The organism is Acidovorax sp. GW823-FHT01C06 (assembly GCF_058798375.1).
The window spans coordinates 176,035-192,851 of sequence record NZ_JBXAKN010000009.1 but is presented as its reverse complement, the minus strand read 5'-3'; the positions used below and the strand labels follow the sequence as shown (position 1 = coordinate 192,851).

The 16,817-nt window shown below is 69.8% G+C and carries 19 protein-coding genes; 3 read left to right on the top strand and 16 right to left on the bottom strand.

Annotation, left to right across the window (positions count from 1 at the left end; all coding sequences use genetic code 11):
- Positions 1–140: 140 nt before the first annotated feature.
- Both AC1RCS_RS18645 and AC1RCS_RS18640 read right to left on the bottom strand, forming a co-directional pair.
- Positions 141–524 carry a VOC family protein gene (locus tag AC1RCS_RS18645; protein WP_255591003.1) on the bottom strand — a complete coding sequence of 128 codons (384 nt, stop codon included), beginning with the start codon at positions 522–524 and terminating at the stop codon, positions 141–143.
- 116 nt (positions 525–640) lie between these two features.
- Positions 641–1,903 (bottom strand): MFS transporter, encoded by a 1,263-nt coding sequence (locus AC1RCS_RS18640; RefSeq protein ID WP_218296437.1) that lies wholly within the window; start codon positions 1,901–1,903, stop codon positions 641–643.
- 127 nt (positions 1,904–2,030) lie between these two features.
- On the opposite strand from AC1RCS_RS18640, the gene AC1RCS_RS18635 reads away from it, so the two are divergent.
- Complete coding sequence (locus AC1RCS_RS18635; RefSeq protein WP_218339269.1) at positions 2,031–2,852, top strand: AraC family transcriptional regulator; 822 nt, start codon at positions 2,031–2,033, stop codon at positions 2,850–2,852.
- A gap of 71 nt (positions 2,853–2,923) precedes the next feature.
- Here AC1RCS_RS18635 and AC1RCS_RS18630 read toward each other — a convergent pair whose 3' ends face one another.
- On the bottom strand, positions 2,924–3,331 hold the full coding sequence (locus tag AC1RCS_RS18630) for a tautomerase family protein (RefSeq protein WP_492246154.1): 408 nt from the start codon (positions 3,329–3,331) through the stop codon (positions 2,924–2,926).
- 168 nt (positions 3,332–3,499) lie between these two features.
- Between AC1RCS_RS18630 and AC1RCS_RS18625 the strand changes: the two genes are divergently transcribed.
- Positions 3,500–4,420: a LysR substrate-binding domain-containing protein gene (locus tag AC1RCS_RS18625; protein WP_492246153.1), complete on the top strand. Its 921-nt coding sequence runs from the start codon at positions 3,500–3,502 to the stop codon at positions 4,418–4,420.
- Positions 4,421–4,432: 12 nt separating this feature from the next.
- Positions 4,433–5,089, top strand: a complete 657-nt coding sequence (locus AC1RCS_RS18620) for a flavin reductase family protein (RefSeq protein WP_370627745.1) — start codon at positions 4,433–4,435, stop codon at positions 5,087–5,089.
- Between the two features lie 15 nt (positions 5,090–5,104).
- On the opposite strand, the gene AC1RCS_RS18615 is transcribed toward AC1RCS_RS18620, so the two are convergent.
- The 13 genes from AC1RCS_RS18615 to AC1RCS_RS18555 form a co-directional block, all read right to left on the bottom strand.
- Complete coding sequence (locus tag AC1RCS_RS18615) at positions 5,105–5,635, bottom strand: DUF4952 domain-containing protein (RefSeq protein ID WP_492246152.1); 531 nt, start codon at positions 5,633–5,635, stop codon at positions 5,105–5,107.
- Between the two features lie 6 nt (positions 5,636–5,641).
- A complete protein-coding gene (locus tag AC1RCS_RS18610) occupies positions 5,642–6,757 on the bottom strand; it encodes an alpha/beta fold hydrolase (RefSeq protein ID WP_492254283.1) in 1,116 nt (371 codons plus the stop codon).
- A gap of 171 nt (positions 6,758–6,928) precedes the next feature.
- Complete coding sequence (locus AC1RCS_RS18605; protein WP_492246150.1) at positions 6,929–7,891, bottom strand: hypothetical protein; 963 nt, start codon at positions 7,889–7,891, stop codon at positions 6,929–6,931.
- A gap of 204 nt (positions 7,892–8,095) precedes the next feature.
- Entirely contained in the window at positions 8,096–8,710 is a 615-nt protein-coding gene (gene lpoB, locus AC1RCS_RS18600; RefSeq protein ID WP_218296430.1) for a penicillin-binding protein activator LpoB, read from the bottom strand.
- Between the two features lie 29 nt (positions 8,711–8,739).
- Complete coding sequence (locus AC1RCS_RS18595; protein ID WP_218296429.1) at positions 8,740–9,153, bottom strand: YcfL family putative periplasmic lipoprotein; 414 nt, start codon at positions 9,151–9,153, stop codon at positions 8,740–8,742.
- A 35-nt stretch (positions 9,154–9,188) separates the two neighbouring features.
- A complete protein-coding gene (locus tag AC1RCS_RS18590) occupies positions 9,189–10,724 on the bottom strand; it encodes a COG3014 family protein (protein ID WP_218296428.1) in 1,536 nt (511 codons plus the stop codon).
- A 327-nt stretch (positions 10,725–11,051) separates the two neighbouring features.
- On the bottom strand, positions 11,052–11,795 hold the full coding sequence (locus AC1RCS_RS18585; protein ID WP_218296427.1) for a class I SAM-dependent methyltransferase: 744 nt from the start codon (positions 11,793–11,795) through the stop codon (positions 11,052–11,054).
- Between the two features lie 10 nt (positions 11,796–11,805).
- Positions 11,806–13,146, bottom strand: a complete 1,341-nt coding sequence (locus AC1RCS_RS18580; protein WP_492246149.1) for a hypothetical protein — start codon at positions 13,144–13,146, stop codon at positions 11,806–11,808.
- 212 nt (positions 13,147–13,358) lie between these two features.
- A complete protein-coding gene (locus tag AC1RCS_RS18575; RefSeq protein ID WP_492246148.1) occupies positions 13,359–14,282 on the bottom strand; it encodes a ParB/RepB/Spo0J family partition protein in 924 nt (307 codons plus the stop codon).
- Between the two features lie 37 nt (positions 14,283–14,319).
- Positions 14,320–14,616, bottom strand: a complete 297-nt coding sequence (locus tag AC1RCS_RS18570; RefSeq protein ID WP_218296424.1) for a cupin domain-containing protein — start codon at positions 14,614–14,616, stop codon at positions 14,320–14,322.
- A 70-nt stretch (positions 14,617–14,686) separates the two neighbouring features.
- Positions 14,687–15,229, bottom strand: coding sequence for an RBBP9/YdeN family alpha/beta hydrolase (locus AC1RCS_RS18565; RefSeq protein WP_492246147.1), 543 nt, complete (start codon positions 15,227–15,229; stop codon positions 14,687–14,689).
- Positions 15,230–15,263: 34 nt separating this feature from the next.
- Entirely contained in the window at positions 15,264–16,076 is an 813-nt protein-coding gene (locus AC1RCS_RS18560; protein ID WP_192426742.1) for a ParA family protein, read from the bottom strand.
- A gap of 33 nt (positions 16,077–16,109) precedes the next feature.
- Positions 16,110–16,724: a LysE family transporter gene (locus AC1RCS_RS18555; RefSeq protein WP_218296421.1), complete on the bottom strand. Its 615-nt coding sequence runs from the start codon at positions 16,722–16,724 to the stop codon at positions 16,110–16,112.
- Between the last annotated feature and the right edge of the window lie 93 nt (positions 16,725–16,817).

Here is a 16,817-nt window from a genome sequence, read left to right as displayed (position 1 = left end):
TTCTTGTCTTGGGATGAAGCACAGGGAAGGAAGAGTCGGCGCCCGGCGGCCTTTTTTTACCCGCCGGGACCGGAGCGCATTGCAGCACATCGGCGCACTCTGTGCTGGCGCCCCGCCTTTTGGGCTCGTGCCCGGCAGTGTCAGGCCAGGTGCTGGCGCAGCTGGATCACATTGCCCTCGGGGTCGTGGCCATCGCAGGCCCGAAAGCCCCGGGCCTCCCATTCCCTGGCCGCGGGCGCGAGCTGCCCGCCCAGGGCCACGGCCCGCAGCCGGGCCTGGGCCAGGTCCGGCACCGCGAAAAAGAGCTTGATGGGGGTCTCCTCGCGCACCACGGGCGGCTGCGTGATGGCGATGGCCCGGGCGATCCGCTGCGGGATGGCGTGGACCACGATCTGCACCGCGCCAGACTCCAGCACGATATGGTCGCTTTCGGCGTGGACCACGTTCAGGCCGCAGAGCCCTTCATAGAACGCGGCGAGCCGCTGCATGTCCTTGGCGAAGACGACGGCGCCGGACGAAGGCATGGTGGACACGGTGAATCTCCCGCAATGGACGGATGGATCGATGAGGGGCAGCCGCCGCCATTCTCACCGAGATTCACGCGGCCACCGGGTCCGGCAGCAGGCCGCCCGGCCCGCGTTCAGGCCGCCACCGGCGCCACCGTCCTGCGCACCCGGCGCACGTTGAAGGCGCTGGCGATCAGCACGCCCTGCACCACGGCCAGCCCCAGCAGCACGGCGGTGAAGCGGCCCTGGTCGAGCAGCACGCCGAACAGCAGCGGCGACAGCGCCTGGCCGATATCGAGGCCCGAATACACGATGCCGTAGACGCGGCCCGTGGAGCCCTCGGGCGTGGAGCGCTTGACCAGCAGGTCGCGCGAGGGGCCGGCGATGCCGGCGCAAAAACCCATCACCCCGAACAGCACGGGCACCAGGGCGCCGGGCGGGTGCGCCAGGGCCAGCGCCACGGCCACGCAGGCCGCCAAGCCGAAACCGATGCCCACGATGCGCTCGCAGCGGCTGGGGTCGGCCGCCAGGAAGCCGCCCAGCACCATGCCGCCCGCGCTGGCCACCATGTAGACCGTGAGGCACATCGCGGCCAGCGCCACGGGCACGGCATGCAGCTGGCGCGCGGCCTCGGGGGCAAAGGCCTGCACCACGTTCAGCGCCACGGCGTAGAAGAAGAAGAACGCAAAGCACATCCACACGGCGGGGATGCGCAGGAACGCGAAGTTGCCGCCCTGCCCGGCCGCGCCGGTGGCGGCGGACCTGGCCGCAGCGGTGGGCGCCGGCATGGGCGGCAGCGCCAGGTGGCGGCGGCTGACCAGCAGCACCAGCAGCACCGAGAACGCCAGCACACCCGCGCACACCAGCGCCACGCGCCACGATGTCGCGATGGCGATGGGCACCAGCATGGCGGGGGCGAGCGCCCAGCCCAGGCTGCCGGTGATGCCGTGCACGCTGTAGGCGTGGCCCAGGCGCGGCGCGCTCACGCGGCGGTTGAGCAGCGTGTAGTCCACCGGGTGGAACACGCCGTTGCCGATGCCCGCGAGCACCGAGAACGCCGCGAGCATGGCGTAGCTGGTGCTGGCCGCGAAGCCGAAGGCCGCCAGGCCCAGCAGCGCCAGGCCGCCGAACAGGATGGGCCGGGGCCCGAAGCGGTCCACCACGAAGCCCGAGCCCGCCTGCACCGCGCACGAGACCACGAAGAAGATGGTCATCAGGAAACCCAGCTCGGTGTAGCCGACCTGGAACGCGTCCTTGAGCCACGGGAACAGCGGCGCCAGCAGGAGCTGGCTGTAGTGGCTGATGAGGTGGGCGATGCCGACCAGCCCGATGACGCTGGCATCGGCGCGCAGCGGGGTGGAGGCAGGCGGAAGGCCGTGGACATTTGCGGTGGTCATGGCGGCATCGTAGTATTGGCCCCGGGTTTCTGGAATGCGACGGAACGACAGCTTTCGGCGAATTTGCGCCAAACCGTTGATCCGGGGCACGCCGGCCACGCCCCTTTTCTGCTTTTTTCGACCCGCCATGGCCCGTACCAGCCAAGCCGCTCCCCTGGGCGACACCGACCCATTCACCCCCACGCCCGCCAGCCCCGTGCGGGTGCGGGCGCGCGACATGCCGGCCGATACGCACTTCGAGCCGCACCGCCACGCCTGGGGCCAGCTGGCCTACTGCGCCAGCGGGGTGGTCCAGGTGAGCGTGCACGCACCGGGCACCGCCACCGCGTACATCGTGCCACCCTCGCGCGCGGTGTGGATCGCCCCCGGCGCGCTGCACGCCGTGGCGGTGCTGGAAGCGGCCGCCTTCCGCACGCTCTACATCGACCCCGGCGTGGTGCCGGCTGGCGGCGCGAACTGCCGCGTGATGGCCGTGACACCCCTGCTGCGCGAGCTGGTGTCGGCGCTGGACCCGGTGGGCGGCCCGCACCCCGGCCCCGCGCGCGAGGCCGCGCTGACCGCGCTGGTGCTCGATGAGATCGGCCAGGCCGAAAGCCTGGCCCTGGGCGTGCCGCTGCCCGGCCCCCACAGCGACAAGCGCCTGCGCGCGCTGTGCCAGGCCGTGCTGCACGAGCCCGGGCGCTACGCCACGCTGCGGCACTGGGCGGCCGACAGCGGCGCCAGCGAGCGCACGCTGGCCCGCCTGTTCCGCGCGCAGTTCGGCATGGGCTTCGCACAGTGGCGCCGCCAGGCCGTGCTGGCCCATGCCCTGCCCCGCCTGGCGCGCGGCGAGCCCGTGGGCCAGGTGGCGGCGGCCAGCGGCTACGCGAGCGAAAGCGCGTTCTCCGCGATGTTCAAGGCGGCGATGGGGCAGCCGCCCAGCGGGTTCATTGGCAAAAACATGGCCTAGCGCACGGCCGGAAAGCGCCAAAAGCTATCAAATTTGCAGCAAACGGACGTCGCCGGATGGGACCACGCCCCTCAGCCCGGCGCGCCCCGCTGCTGCACCAGGTCCATCGCAAAGCGGCCGTGGCCCACGGACCAGTCGGAATAGTCGTTCTCGTGCAGGAAGATGAACACATCGGCCGGCGCCACGCCCGCCAGGGTGTGCAGGTTGTGCGCGATGGCGGCGTACAGGGCGCGCTTCATCGCATCGCTGCGCCCGCGCCGCAGCGTGATCTCGAGCACCACCACGCGGTCGGAGCGGGCCACGCCGTTGAAGGTGCGGCTGCAGGCGAACTCCCCGGGCGCGTAGCCGGCCACCAGGTTGAACAGCTCGTCCGGCGGCATGCCGATACTGTCCACCAGCGCCTGGTGGACGCCTTGCACGATGGCCGTGCGCGTGGCGGCGGGGGTGTCTTGCGGAACATGGGTGCGGATGAAAGGCATGGTGGTGTTCTCGTATGTTCCCTGAAGTCAATTAAATAGGCAGAAGCGGGCAGCGCAGTCCTCAGGCGATCCACGCATTGCCGCTGATGGCATGGGCCATTGTTGCTATCGTTCTACCGCCTGCAAAGCGATGATTTCTCCGCAGCCTTGTGCACTAAACTCACAAAGATGAGCCCCCGCCTGCCCCCACTGGGCGCCCTGCGCGCCTTCGAGGCCGCCGCCCGCCTGGGCCGCATGACCGCGGCGGCCGACGAACTGTCGGTCACGCCCGGCGCCATCAGCCGGCAGGTGCGCCAGCTCGAGCAGCACCTGGGCGTGCCCCTGTTCGACGGCAGCAAGGCCCGCCCCACGCTCACCCCGGCGGCGCGCGTGCTGCAGCCCGTGCTGACCACCGCGTTCGCGCACATCGCCGAGGCCGTGCGCGAGATCGGCGACGGCAGCCGAGGCCCGCTGGACGTGGCCTGCTTCAGCACCTTCACCGTGAAATGGCTGATTCCCCGGCTGTTCGACTTCCAGGCGCGGCACCCGGGCATCGAGGTGCGCCTGCGCACCACCATCACCGCCGACGCAGGCGCCGCGCGCTGCGACGTGTCCATCACCGCCGAGGAGCCCGGCGCGGCGCGGGACACCCCGGCCTGTACGCGGCTGTTCCCCGAACACCTGGGCCCGGTGCTGAGCCCCGCGCTCGCCGGGCGCGTGGCCCTGCGCCAGCCCGCCGACATGGCCGCTCCCGCCCTGCAGCCCCTGATGCTCCACACGCGCACGCGGCGCAACGCCTGGGCCATGTGGGCGGCCGCCACGGGAGCGCCGGTGCCTGCCGCCCCACCCGCGGGCCCCGAGTTCGAACACTATTACTTCACCCTGGAGGCCGCCGTGCGCGGCCTGGGCGTGGCGGTGGCCCCCTGGCACCTCGTGCTGGACGACGTGCGGGCCGGCCGGCTGGTGGCGCCGCTGGGCTTCGCGGCCTCGGGCTATGACTACGTGCTGCGCCGCCGCGCGGGCGCCCACCCCCGGATCGATGTGTTCTGCGCCTGGCTGCAGGCGCAGGCCGAGGCCACCGCAATGCCCCCGGGCCCGCAGGCGCCCTGAGATCGCCCTACGATGGGCATTCCTTGCCTTCGCCGCCCCGCCGCCATGCCCGACTCCGCCATCCACAGCTACCAACCCCGCCAGGGCCACGGCCTGCCGCACGACCCGTTCAATGCCATCGTCGGCCCCCGCCCCATCGGCTGGATCTCCACGCAGAGCGCGGCCGGAGCCACCAACCTCGCGCCCTACAGCTTCTTCAACGCGTTCAACTACGTGCCCCCCATCGTGGGCTTCGCGAGCATCGGCTTCAAGGACACGGTGCGCAACGTGCAGGAGACCGGCGAGTTCGTGTGGAACCTGGCCACGCGCGACCTGGCCGAGGCCATGAACCAGAGCTGCGCCAACGCGCCGCCCGAGGTCAGCGAGTTCACGCTCGCCGGCCTCACGCCCCGACCGTCCACGCAGGTGCGCCCACCCCGCGTGGCCGAAAGCCCCGTCACCTTCGAATGCCGCAGCACGCAGATCCTGCAGCTGCAGGGCGCAGACGGCGTGCAGGTGCCCACCTGGCTGGTGCTGGGCGAGGTGGTGGCCGTGCACATCGACCAGCGGCTGCTCAAGGACGGCGTGTACGACACCGCCAACGCCGGCCACATCCTGCGCGCGGGGGGCCCGGCCGACTACTTCACGGTGGGGCCGGAGCAGTTGTTCAAGATGTACCGGCCACGGTAGGCCGCGCCCCCTGCGCTACGGCGGCTCCAGCGGCAGGACCACGCTCACCTCGAACCACGGGATGGCGCCCCAGCCGCCGCGGCGCGTGACCAGCGTTTCGCCCGAGTGCATGGACACGCGGTAGGCCAAGCCCTGCGGCCCCGGCAGGCTGCCCGCGCCCTCGCGCGCCCGGTGGCGGCTGCGGGGCTCCCAGCCACAGCACACGAAGTGCAGCCGCGCCATGCCGGTGTGGCGTGCCAGGTAGCGCTCCACGGCCGCCGCCTGCGCGCCCGGTACCCGATAGGTCGCGGTCAGCGCGCGCAGCTGGTGCAGGTGGCCCTCGGCACAGCCGGTCCATTCAAGCCCCGGCGGCTTGCGCCGCTGCGCGGCCAGGAAGTCAGCGCACGAGGCCGTCTGGCCAAACGCGGCGGGCGCGAGGAGGAGGAAGAGGAAGAGAAGGCTCAGACACGGCACCGCGACGGGCGCGCAGCCCCGGGGCCACCACCACCACTCCATGCGCCGCGCCCCTGGCTGGCATGCAGGCGGCGGCAGGTGGCGCTGCGCCATGGCCTGTTACCGCGACAAGGGCGCGCACAGGCCTGCGGCCGGGTCCCGTGCCCATTGTTCTGCCCAGGCCCACACCTGCTGCACGCCATCCGCCCCGGCGGCGCGCCGCTGCAGGCCATGGTCCGCGTCGGGCAGGCTGCGCGCGCAATAGGGCTCGGTGCGCAAGGCGGCGAGTTCGGCAAACCGTTCGTATGCGGCGGGGGGCACCAGGGCATCCTCGCCGCCCCACACCTGCACCACGGGCCAGGGGCTTTGCACCAGCGGCAGGGTCAGCGGCCAGCTCCACAGGTCGCGCCAGTAACCCAGGCTGCGGCCCTGCGCCACGGCGGTGTCGGGCCGGCTCCCGGCCACCACGCGGGCCAGTTCCTCCCAGTCTTCCTGCGCACCCAGGCGCTGCGCCTGCAGCCTGCCGGCCTCCTGCGGGTCCAGCCCGCTGGCCGACAGCAGCACCAGGCCCGCCAGCTGCGGCACTTCGGGGGCGAGGGCGGGCAAGAGTTCGGCCCCTTCGGAGATGCCCACCAGCAGCTGCGGCAGCGCGGGCGCGCCGTCGCGCGCGCGCTGCCGCGCATCCGCGACCAGGGCCGCACGCGCGTGGGCCAGCCAGGTGGAGAGGCGGTCCTGCTGCACGAATTCGCGCGCGCAGTCGCCGGGGGCCGTGCGCGCCTGCGGGTCCACGCCGGGCTTGTGCAGCACCAGCACCTGCGCGTGCAGCAGGCCGGCGAAATAGCGGTCGGCAATCGGGCCCATGCCCGCGCAGCCGGAGCCGGGGATGACGATCACGCGGTAGCGCAGCGGTGCCGTGCGCTCGCTGCGCGCGAGGGCCTGGAGCGTCGCGCCATCGGCGCCCGGCAGGGGCCGCGGTGCAAACGGCTCCGACGGCGGCGGGGCCTGGGTCGGCGCCGCCGGGGCCTGCGGGGGCGCCTGGGGCGCGTCCGCGGACGCTTCGGGCCCGTACACATTCACCAGCGATCCGGACACGGCCGCCGCATAGAACGGCGGTGGCGACGCGGCGCAGCCGCCGAGCACCACGGCACCGGCCGTGGCCACGAAAAAGGCCAGCGCAGGGCTGGCCAGGGACCGCCCAGGCGCGGCACAAGAAAAAAAGCGTTGGACGTTGAGCACAGCCGAAGTCTGGCACGACTGCGGCGACCCGGAATGCTGCGCCTGCCACTGGCGCGCCGCCAGGCGCCTGAGGTCGCAAGATGCTAGCAAATCAATAGCATATCGCGCTTATCCATCAACCGGAACGGGGCAATCCAGTCAAGACCGGCACGCCCCGGCCCAGGGATGCCCTTATTTCAGGATGAGGACCTGCTCGGGCTGCTGGGGCTGCGGCACGGGCATGGGCTGGCCGCCCTGCTGGTACACCGGCGGCGGGCGCACGCCGCGCGCCAGGTGGGCGTCGGTGTAGCCCAGCTGCATGGCCATCTGCTGGTACACGTCCTGCGCGAGCGACAGCGAGGTCTCGCGGATCACCTTGGCGCGGTTGGGCGGGGCGATGTCGCCACGGATCGACAGGATCTTGGTGTCGTTGCCTTCGCCCTGGGCGGAGAACGCGGCCTTGATCTCGTAGGTCTTGGTGTTGATGAGCGAGAAGTCGGCCAGGAGCTGCAGGCCGTACTGGCGCGTGGCGCTGGTGGTGCCCTGCAGGGGCGAGAGCGCATCGGTGAAGTCGATGCTGGAGACCACGCCGAACAGCACGTAGTCGGCGCCGTTGAACTCGCCCTTCTTGATCCGGCTGATCACGTCGTTGACCTGGGGCTGCACCTGGGGCGTGGCCATCTTGCCACCCTGCACCTGGTTGAGCACCTGCTCTGCCTTGGAGGGCTGGGGCTTGCCCGCGTCGAAGCCCTTGCCCTGGATCAGACGGAAGTAGGTGCCCTGCAGGATGGCACCCTTGATGTCGTTGGTGTAGCCGCCGAGCTCGCGCTGCTCGATGTAGCTGTAGCGGCCGGCCACGTAGGTGCCGCTGGCCTGCTCGGACGCCTGCACGTGGTGGCTGCCCGAGTGCGAGCCGCCCCCGCCGTAGGGCCCGGCGCTGTAGCCGCCGCTGTGGCTGCCGCCCGCGCTCATCTGGCTGCTGCGCTGGTAGGTGCCGGCCAGGAAATATTCGGACACGCGCTGGGCGTAGGCCAGGTCCGTCACGGCGATCTTGGGCGCGGCGCCCGGCTGCTGCGCCTGGGCGGCGGTGCCCCACGCCATGGTGGTGGCGGCGATCACGGCCAGGGCCGTGTGGAGGGTGATTCTGCGTTGCATGGTGTGCTCCTTGTGAGCTGACGGAAATTCATGAATGGGTCGAGCGATGCGGGCCGGAGCACCTTCATCCTTCGAAACTGGCGCGGCCCAGGCCAGCCGCCGCCGTGCAAGGGCCGCCCCGCCGCACTGGCGGCGTCCCCCTTCCCGCGCGCAGCGCGAGAGAAAGGGGGAAGCGGCGCAGCCGCTCAGGGGGTTGCCTACTTCTTATCGCTTGCTTGTCTTGCGGATCTCTTTTTCATCCTGCCACTCGATCGTGCCTTCCTGCACATCGAACAGCTTGAGCGTGAACTTGTAGTACACGTCCTTGGTCGCGTTGTTCTGCTTGACGATGCTGGTGAGCTCGCCTTCCATGCTGTACTTGGCGGCCGTCATCTGGCCGACCTTGGCGGTGGTGCCCTGCTTGTACAGGCCGCTCTGGTTCTGGCGCTGCAGCTCGTCCACACCGGCCTGCATCTCGTTGATGGAGCGCACGAAGCGCACCTTGCCCGACTTGACCAGCGCCGTCTGGATCGAGTTCATCACGTTGGTGGTGTCGATGTACTCGCTGGTCTTGTTCTTCACGGTGGAGATCGTCACCGTGGGGCGGCCCTGGAAGATGCCGGTTTCGAGCAGGCCGCCGGTCATCTTCTCGGCGATCATCTGCAGGTCGGTGGAGCCGAACTCGTTGGTCACCAGCTCGACGGCCTTGGCGTCGCCGTAGTTGACCTGGCGGTCAAAACGCACGGTGGGCGAGGACAGGTTCTGGCAGGCCGAGAGGGCCAGGGTGCTGGCCGCGAAGGCCAGGATGAGCGTGGTGCGCTGAATGGTGTTGCGTTGCATGTTGTTTTCTCCGGTCGGCACTGTGGTGTTCAGCGCGGTTCTACGTTCATTTCCAGGCGCAGGTCGACGGCGGCGCTGGTCGGCGCCACGCTCTTGACGGTCTGCTGGCCCAGGCCGAGCACGCTCATCTGCTTCCACGATTCGCCGTCGCCCACCTGGTTGCCCACGTTGTCCAGCCACTTGAAGCGATAGAACACGGTGCGGTCGGTGCGGCCCATGTTGGCCATGTCGGCCTGCACGACGAGGATGTCGTTCTTGCGCACGATGCGCATCTCGCGCACGGCGATGCTGTTGGCCTCGCCGCGCAGCGCCACCTTGGAGGCCACGGCCAGCGGCGTGGCCGGGTCGTGCAGCTGGGCGCGGGCCGCGGTGGCCAGGGTCAGGGTGAGGGCCGCGCACGCGATGGCGGGTGCGGCGGCGGCAAGGGCAAAACGGGTTCTCATGCCAGAGGCTCCTTGGAAATGGGACATGTGCGGTTTCAGTTCTTGGCGGCGGGCGCGGGCGTGGCCGAGGTGGACTTGACCACCGACTTGGGCACCGAGCGCGTCCGGCTGGTGGTGGTGGTCGTCGTGCGCACGGTGGTGGCAGGCTCTGCCGCGGCGGGCTGCGGCGCGGCGGCCACGGTGGGCAGCTGGCCCAGCATGGCCACATCGCCGGTCAGCACGCTGTTGTCGTACATGCGCAGGGGCACCAGGGCGTACTGGCCGTCGATCTTGATGGGCTGGGGCAGCTGGCGGCCGTTCACGCTCACCACGTGCTCGCCCGGTGGCAGGTAGCCACGGGCCACGTACACGCGGCCGGGCAGCATGCGCCACATGCGGTCGTCGGCCTGCTCGGTGGCCACCGAGGCCGCCGCGCCGATGATGCCGCCGATCAGGCCGCCGCGCTTTTGCAGCTCGTTCTGCAGCACGCCCTTGGCCACGGCGCGGGTGAAGCCGCGCAGCACCATGCCGGGCATTTCGTCCTTGAGCGCGCGGCGCGCCATCACGTTCACGTCCACCACCTTTTCGAGCTTGAGGTCGGTGCCCGCGGCGGAGATGGTGGTCAGCAGCGCGTCCTTGGACGGCTCGATCACGGGGTAGGAAATACTGGCCGTGACCATGCCCCGGCCCGTGGGCACCGGAAGCGTGAAGGCCTTGGGCTTGCGCGCGGGGGCGTCACCGGCTTCCACGATGAACAGCACGTCGGTCATGCGCTGGCGGCGCTTCCAGGTGAAGCCGGTGCGGGTGTCCAGGCCGCGCAGGCCTTCTTCGAGCACGCCGGTTTCGGGCTTGAGCTCGATGGCCTTGCGGTAGCCGGGCGCGGCCAGGCCGGGCTCGTTGAGCATTTCGTACAGGAAGCCGGCGAGGTAGTGCGAAAGGGCGTTCTGGTAGCCGTTCTTGAGGGCCAGCACCTCGGGGTCGTTGAGCGTCTCGACGGGGTAGCCGTTGAGTTCCTTGCCCCCCGAGGTGGCGCCCTTGGACTTGGCTTCTTCTTCCGCCGCCAGGGTTTCCTTGGCACGGAACTCGGCAATGATGGCCTCGCGCTCGTGGGTGCGCTTGATGTCCACGCGGGCGTTCTCGAAGTCGCCCACGGCCATGCGGTTGAGCGCCAGGCGCGTGGTCACCCACACCTTTTCATAGTCCTGGCCTTCATAGACCTTCAGGCGTTCGCTGATCAGCGCGGCGCCCACGGTGCCCATGAGCTTGCTGGGGTTGGTCTTGGCGGTTTCTTCCCATTCCTTGACCTTGATGTCGGCCAGCAGGAAGGCGTTGGTGCTGTCGGGGTAGCGGCGGTCCATGCGCAGCAGCTCGCCGCGTTCCATGTTGAACAGGAGCGCGGTCTTTTCTTCCTCGGTCTTGGCGGTGCTCTCGAGCTGGGCGATGGCCGCGGGAATGCCGCCGCTGCGCCCGGCGTTCTGCATGTCGGTCGCCAGCTTGTCATGGCTCTGCATGGTGGCGCAGCCCGTGAGGGCGGCGCTCAGGGCCAGCACCCACAGAAGGCGCGGGCGGAAACGGGATGGGTGGGCGGTCATGGATACTCCTTGCAGGTCGGTCGGTTGCGCACCAGAAAACCCCGGCACTGCCCACGCGCAAGGCCGCGCCACGCCAGGCGCGCACCGGTCAGGGAGGTGCGCCGCGACGGCGGAAAGCGCCTGCAGGATGGGAGATCCGGACAAGGAAGGTGCTGGCTGCGCGTGCGCCCCCTCCCGGCGCTTTCACGTGCTGCTGGCAGCCCCCTCTGGCTGTGAGTTTCTTGGTAGTTTTGTATGGGGTTGTAGCCAGGGACGCAATGTAGCAAAAGCTTGTATCTTTTCTGTAACCGCGCCGAACGGCTCAAATCGCCATGGAACAGTGGCATCTCATGCCTCCACGCGGTTGAGCGGCATGCGGTAGAGCCACACCACGCGGCCCCCCGGCGCGCGCAGCTGCACGCTGGGCAGCACGCCGGGGATCGCGAATTCCAGGCTCACCAGCCACGCGCCGGGCGCCAGCTCGGCCTGGGCCTTGGCGGCGGCGCGGGCCATGCTCTCGGGCCGCTGGAACAGGTACACCATGCGGTAGGGGCTCCAGTCCTCGGCCCACATGTCGGCGCGCCGCACGCGGGCCCAGGGGCACCGCAGGGCGCACAGCAGGCGCAGGGGCCAGCTCCATTCGATGCCCTCCAGCTGCGCGGCCGGGTAGGCGTGGCGCAGTGCCTTCAGGCCATCGCCCACGCCGCTGCCCGCGTCCAGCACCCGCGCCCCCAGCGGCAGCGGGGCCTGCGAGGCCAGGGACTGCAGCGCATGGTGGGGCGTGGGAAACAGCGGCGCATCGCGCCAGGCGTTGAGCGGGTAGACCAGCAGCAGCAACGCCAGCGGCACCAGCCACGCCCAGGTGGGCAGGCTGGCCGCGCCCAGCAGCGCCAGCGACAGCGGAAAGCCCGCCGCGATCAGCCCGCGCCGCCACCAGCTGCCGCCCAGCACGCTGGCCGCCGTCCCGATCAGGCAGGCGGCCAGCAAGGCCGCCACCGGTGGGACCGCGCGCTGCAGGGCCACAAAAATGAGCCACGCGCACGCCCACGCCAGCAACGCGGGCAGGGGCCAGGGCATGCGCAGGGCCAGCATGGGTTCGTGCTCAGCGGCCAAAAATGCCGCGCAGCAGGTTGACGGGGTTGACCACGTTGCCCGTATCCGTGCCACCCTCGCCCGCTGGCTGCTGGCCTGCCGGCGCGCCGCCCATGCCGCTGGAATAGGCGCCGCCCGAGGGTGCGCCGGGTGCCGTGCCCATGCTGCCGCCGCGCCGCCCCTGCATCTCTTCGCCCAGCATGGCCATGGTGTGCGACTTGACGCGCACGCGCACGGCCCACTCGGGCTCCCAGGCTGCCTTGGGGTCGGCCGGGCGCGGGGGGTGCACGATGTGGCTTTCGCCGCCGTAGGCCATCATGCGCAGCATGGGCGTGGCATCGCGCCCGCCGCCCGCGAAGATGCCCTGCGGGATGGCGCACTGCGTGGTTTCGGGCGAGAGCAGCACACGCTCCTTGAGCCAGCGGTCGATGGTGGCGGGCGACAGGTAGTCGAACAGGCCCATGCCCGTGTCGGGCGTTTCGGCGCTGGACCACATCACGAGGTCGTCCCCGTTCTGCGACATGGCGTGCAGGTAGTAGGCGCGCGCATTGCGCACGGGCTGCCAGCTGGTGCCCATGCTGTCCTGCGGCTTGCCGGTGGTGCGCAGGTCGATGGCGGGCATCAGGTCCTGCGCGGCACCGAGCGTGAACTTCATGGATGTGGGCACGCCATCGCCGCGCACCTGGTGTTCGCCCACCAGGGAGCTGCCCGCCGACAGGCTCACCTGGTTGCGTTCGTTGGGGTACAGCGCATAGGAGGGGCCCACGCGCGGCCCCCGGTCGGGCACGGCGCGGCCGGCGAAGGCCTGGGCATAGTCGGACGGCTTGGCGCGCGTTAGGTCGATCACGCGCGGCTGGCCCGCGCGCACCGCGCTCCCGCAGCCCCAGTACAGCAGGATGCGGCCCTTGGGCTGGTGCTGCTGGTATTCCTGGGGCACCTCACCCGGCTCGGTCTGGGTGGGCTGTGCGCGCGGGGGGACCAGCGGCAGGGATTCGCCCATGCGCATGCCCGCCGGAATGGCCTGGCTGGCCTCGACGCCGGGGCGCAGGGTGTTGTGCAAGGCGATGTCGATGACACGCGGCGGCATGATGGACATGGCGCGGGCGTTGCCGTAGGCCGTGTTGCCACCGCCCGCCCTGCCCTGCGCGCCGCCGCCCATGAGGCCGCCGAGCATGCCGCCCCCGCCGGGCAGGCTGTCCATCTCGGGCATGCCCGCCATGGTGCCGGTGGACACGTCCATCCACAGCTGGACCTTGGGGGGTTTGGTGTTTTGGGCCTGGGCGCCCAGGCTGGCGATGCACAGGCCAACGGCCAGGCAGGCGGGGGTCAGGACGAAGCGCAAAGGGGTCATGGGGGTCTGCTCCAGGAGATGCATGGATCACCCGGCAAACCATCGTGGGCCGCAGGGCGGCTGTATCGCCGCCCTGTGAAGAGGCCTTGCGGTCAACCCGGGTGTGTTGAACGCAGCGCAGTGTAGGCCCCGCACAGACGCATTTTGCCTGCGCAAGTTACGTGTGGAAACCGCTTGTGTGCGCTATTTCACACATCCCCGGCACAAGAAGGCTAGGCCTGACCCCGCAGGCGGTCGATCAGCCCGTTCAAGGCCTCCAGCGAGCCGAACTGGATCGCCAGCTCGCCCATGTCCTCCACCCGGCCGTGGCGCTTGACGCGTTTTTTCACGCGCACCTCGACCTCGGCCATGAGCAGGTCCGAGAGTTCTTCCTCCATGCGCTTCAAGTCGCGCGACTTTTCCTTCTGGGGCTTTTGCGGCACCAGGCTGAACTCGGCGCCGATCTTCTTGACCAGGGCCTCGGCCTCGCGCACCGACAGTTTCTTGGCCGCGATCTGGTTGCCCGCCGTGATCTGCGCGGCGCGGTCCAGCGACAGCAGCGCGCGCGCATGGCCCATGTCGATGTCGCCGGCCATCAGCATGGTCTGCACGGGCTCGGCCAGGTTCAACAGGCGCAGCAGGTTGCTGGCGGCGCTGCGCGAGCGGCCCACGGCCTGCGCGGCCAGCTCGTGCGTGAGCCCGAATTCCTTGACCAGGCGCTGCAGCCCGTGGGCTTCTTCCAGCGGGTTGAGGTCTTCGCGCTGGATGTTCTCGATGAGCGCCATGGCCGCCGCCGACTCGTCGGGCACATCGCGCACCAGCACCGGCACCTCGGCCAGGCCCGCCAGGCGCGAGGCCCGAAAGCGCCGCTCGCCCGCGATGATTTCGTACTTGCCCGCGTGCTCCCCGCCCGTGAGGCGCCGCACCAGGATGGGCTGCATGATGCCCTGGGCCTTGATGGACTCGGCCAGCTCATACAGCGCCCCTTCGTCCATGCGCGTGCGGGGCTGGTACACGCCGGGCACCAGTTCAGACAGCGGCAGGCTGCTGGGCAGCCCGGCTTCGGCCGCCTGGGCCTGTTCCACTTTTTCTTCGACCTTGGGGCCCAGCAGGGCTTCGAGGCCTCGGCCGAGGCCCTTGGGTTTTTTGGTGACCATGAAATGCTTCTCGCGAAAAGGAATGGGGAAAGAGTCTTCAGCGGTCGATGATGACCAGCGTGCCATGGCTGCCCGGTGCCACCGCGTGGGGCACGCCAGCGGGCACGATGAACACCTCACCCGCGTTCACCTCGGTGACCTGCCCCTGCAGGGCGAGGCGCATGCAGCCGTCGAGCACCAGCAGCGCCTCGTCAAAGTCGTGCGACTCGTCGGAGTAGGCGGCGTCGTCCATGCGCAGCACCTTGACGTTGGCGCCTGCGGCCTGGCCCACGACCGTGGAGCTCCAGGCGCGGGGAAGTTGGTCGGCGATGGCGGGCAGGTTGATTTTGGTCATGGATCGGATCACTGAGAAATTCGGTAGCTGACAGCTACACGGCGCACCACGCGCCACAAGGCCCAGCGGCTCATGCCGGGTTGGCCAGCTGCAGCAGCCAGCCATGCCCCTCATCCCAATCGCCCAGGCCCGATTCGGCATTGATGTGGCCGCGCTCGCCGTAGTCGATGAAGCGCGCGCCCCAGGCCTGCGCCAAACCTTCGGCGCGCTCCAGGCTGCAATACGGATCGTTGCGGCTGCCCACCAGCACGGCCGGGAACGGCAGGGGTTTGCGTGCAATGGGCGCCCAGCCGTGGATCTGCGCGGCCAGGTCGGGGCGTTCCACATCGCCCGGCGCCACCAGCAGCGCGCCCACCACGCGGTGCGCGTTGGCCGAATGCGCAGCCCACCAGGCGGTAAGGATGCAGCCCAGGCTGTGCGCCGCCAGCACCACGGGGCCATCGGCATCGACCACGGTTTCCTCCAGCCGCGCCGACCAGTCGCCGCGCAGCGGGCGCATCCAGTCGTGCTGCTCCACGCGGTGGTAGCCGTGGCGGGCCTCCCACAGGCTTTGCCAGTGGCCGGGGCCCGAGTTCTGCCAGCCGGGCAGCAGCAGGATGTTGGAAACCTTCATTACTATCAATTCAATAGCTATCAGCGCTTGTCCATCAAGCGCCAGGTGCCATTTTTGCCATGGAAGATGCAGCAGCTGGCATGTTTTTCACGCGGTCCACCATCTCTTGCGCAAACTCGACGAAGGCCTGGCTGCCCTTGGCCGCCGGGTCAAACACCACGCCGGGCAAGCCGTAGCTGGGCGCTTCGGCCAGGCGCACGTTGCGCGGGATCACGCTGTTGAACACCTTCTCGCCAAAGTGGCCCTTGAGCTGGTCGCTCACCTGCTGCTGCAGGGTAATGCGCGGGTCGAACATCACGCGCAGCAGGCCGATGATCTGCAGGTCAGCATTGAGGTTGGCGTGCACCTGCTTGATGGTGTTGACCAGGTCGGTCAGCCCTTCGAGCGCGAAGTACTCGCACTGCATGGGCACGATCACGCCGTGGGCGCTGCACAGGCCGTTGAGCGTGAGCATGGAGAGCGACGGCGGGCAGTCGATGAGCACGAAGTCGTAGTCGCCATCGGCCTCTGCCAACGCGGCCTTCAGGCGCTTTTCGCGGTGCTCCAGCGCCACCAGTTCCACCTCGGCGCCCGCCAGCTCGCGGTTGGCGCCCAGCACCCAGTAGCCACATTTTTCCGACAGCACGGCGGCCTCTTTGACCGAGGCGGATTCGAGCAGCACGTCGTACACCGTGAGGTCCAGGCTGCGCTTGTCCACGCCCGAGCCCATGGTGGCATTGCCCTGCGGGTCCAGGTCCACCATCAGCACGCGCTGGCCGATCTTGGCCAGCCCGGCAGCAAGGTTCACGGTGGTGGTGGTCTTGCCAACACCACCCTTCTGATTGGCAACGCAGAAAATTTTGGCCATGTGGGTGTTGCAGTCCGTGTTGTTGTCGTTGTTTTACTTGGAGATGGCCAGCTTGATGCCAAAGCCGATCAGAAAGACGCCCGCCACTTTTTCCAGCACGCGGCCGATGCGCGGGTTGGCGCGCATGCGCGCGGCCAGGTGGTGCGTGAGCAGCACGGCGACCAGCCCGTAGAGGAACGTCAGCACCGCCACGGTAGCCGCCATCACGCCAAAGGTCAGCATGCCCTGGTGGCGCGCCGGATCCACGAACAGCGGGAAGAACGCCATGTAGAACACGATGGCCTTGGGGTTGAGCAGGGTGATGAGCCCCGCCTGCTTGAAATAGTGGCGCGGCTGGATGTTGAGGATGGGTTGCGCCCCCGGCTTGGCCGTGAGCATCTTGAAGCCCAGCCAGGCCAGGTAGGCGGCCCCCAGCCACTGCACCGCATGGAACGCCGTGGGGTACGTGGCCAGCAAGGCCGCCACCCCGGCCACCGCCGCCCACATCAGCACCTGGTCGCCCGCGATCACGCCCATGGTGGCGGCCATGCCGCCGCGCACGCCGCCCTTGCTGGTGGAGGTGATGAGCGCCAGATTCCCGGGGCCCGGAATGAGCAGGAACAACACGATGGCGGCGACAAAGGCGCCGTAGTCTGCGATGCCGAACATGATCTCTCCCGGTGTGCTGGATCTGGAGGGGGTGCCGCGACATGCGGCGCACCCACGATGAGCAGCCGAGTTTAAGCGACCACCCCGCCCTGC

Coding starts and splice junctions, on each gene's coding strand:
- AC1RCS_RS18625 (WP_492246153.1), top strand. CDS start 3,500: ATGAGCCCCCGCCTGCCCCCACTGGGCGCCCTGCGCGCCTTCGAGGCC.
- AC1RCS_RS18565 (WP_492246147.1), bottom strand. CDS start 15,229: ATGAAGGTTTCCAACATCCTGCTGCTGCCCGGCTGGCAGAACTCGGGC.
- AC1RCS_RS18560 (WP_192426742.1), bottom strand. CDS start 16,076: ATGGCCAAAATTTTCTGCGTTGCCAATCAGAAGGGTGGTGTTGGCAAG.
- AC1RCS_RS18555 (WP_218296421.1), bottom strand. CDS start 16,724: ATGTTCGGCATCGCAGACTACGGCGCCTTTGTCGCCGCCATCGTGTTG.
- lpoB (WP_218296430.1), bottom strand. CDS start 8,710: ATGCAACGCAACACCATTCAGCGCACCACGCTCATCCTGGCCTTCGCG.
- AC1RCS_RS18640 (WP_218296437.1), bottom strand. CDS start 1,903: ATGACCACCGCAAATGTCCACGGCCTTCCGCCTGCCTCCACCCCGCTG.
- AC1RCS_RS18575 (WP_492246148.1), bottom strand. CDS start 14,282: ATGGTCACCAAAAAACCCAAGGGCCTCGGCCGAGGCCTCGAAGCCCTG.
- AC1RCS_RS18595 (WP_218296429.1), bottom strand. CDS start 9,153: ATGAGAACCCGTTTTGCCCTTGCCGCCGCCGCACCCGCCATCGCGTGC.
- AC1RCS_RS18590 (WP_218296428.1), bottom strand. CDS start 10,724: ATGACCGCCCACCCATCCCGTTTCCGCCCGCGCCTTCTGTGGGTGCTG.
- AC1RCS_RS18645 (WP_255591003.1), bottom strand. CDS start 524: ATGCCTTCGTCCGGCGCCGTCGTCTTCGCCAAGGACATGCAGCGGCTC.
- AC1RCS_RS18630 (WP_492246154.1), bottom strand. CDS start 3,331: ATGCCTTTCATCCGCACCCATGTTCCGCAAGACACCCCCGCCGCCACG.
- AC1RCS_RS18635 (WP_218339269.1), top strand. CDS start 2,031: ATGGCCCGTACCAGCCAAGCCGCTCCCCTGGGCGACACCGACCCATTC.
- AC1RCS_RS18615 (WP_492246152.1), bottom strand. CDS start 5,635: ATGGCGCAGCGCCACCTGCCGCCGCCTGCATGCCAGCCAGGGGCGCGG.
- AC1RCS_RS18605 (WP_492246150.1), bottom strand. CDS start 7,891: ATGCAACGCAGAATCACCCTCCACACGGCCCTGGCCGTGATCGCCGCC.
- AC1RCS_RS18570 (WP_218296424.1), bottom strand. CDS start 14,616: ATGACCAAAATCAACCTGCCCGCCATCGCCGACCAACTTCCCCGCGCC.
- AC1RCS_RS18585 (WP_218296427.1), bottom strand. CDS start 11,795: ATGCTGGCCCTGCGCATGCCCTGGCCCCTGCCCGCGTTGCTGGCGTGG.
- AC1RCS_RS18620 (WP_370627745.1), top strand. CDS start 4,433: ATGGGCATTCCTTGCCTTCGCCGCCCCGCCGCCATGCCCGACTCCGCC.
- AC1RCS_RS18580 (WP_492246149.1), bottom strand. CDS start 13,146: ATGACCCCTTTGCGCTTCGTCCTGACCCCCGCCTGCCTGGCCGTTGGC.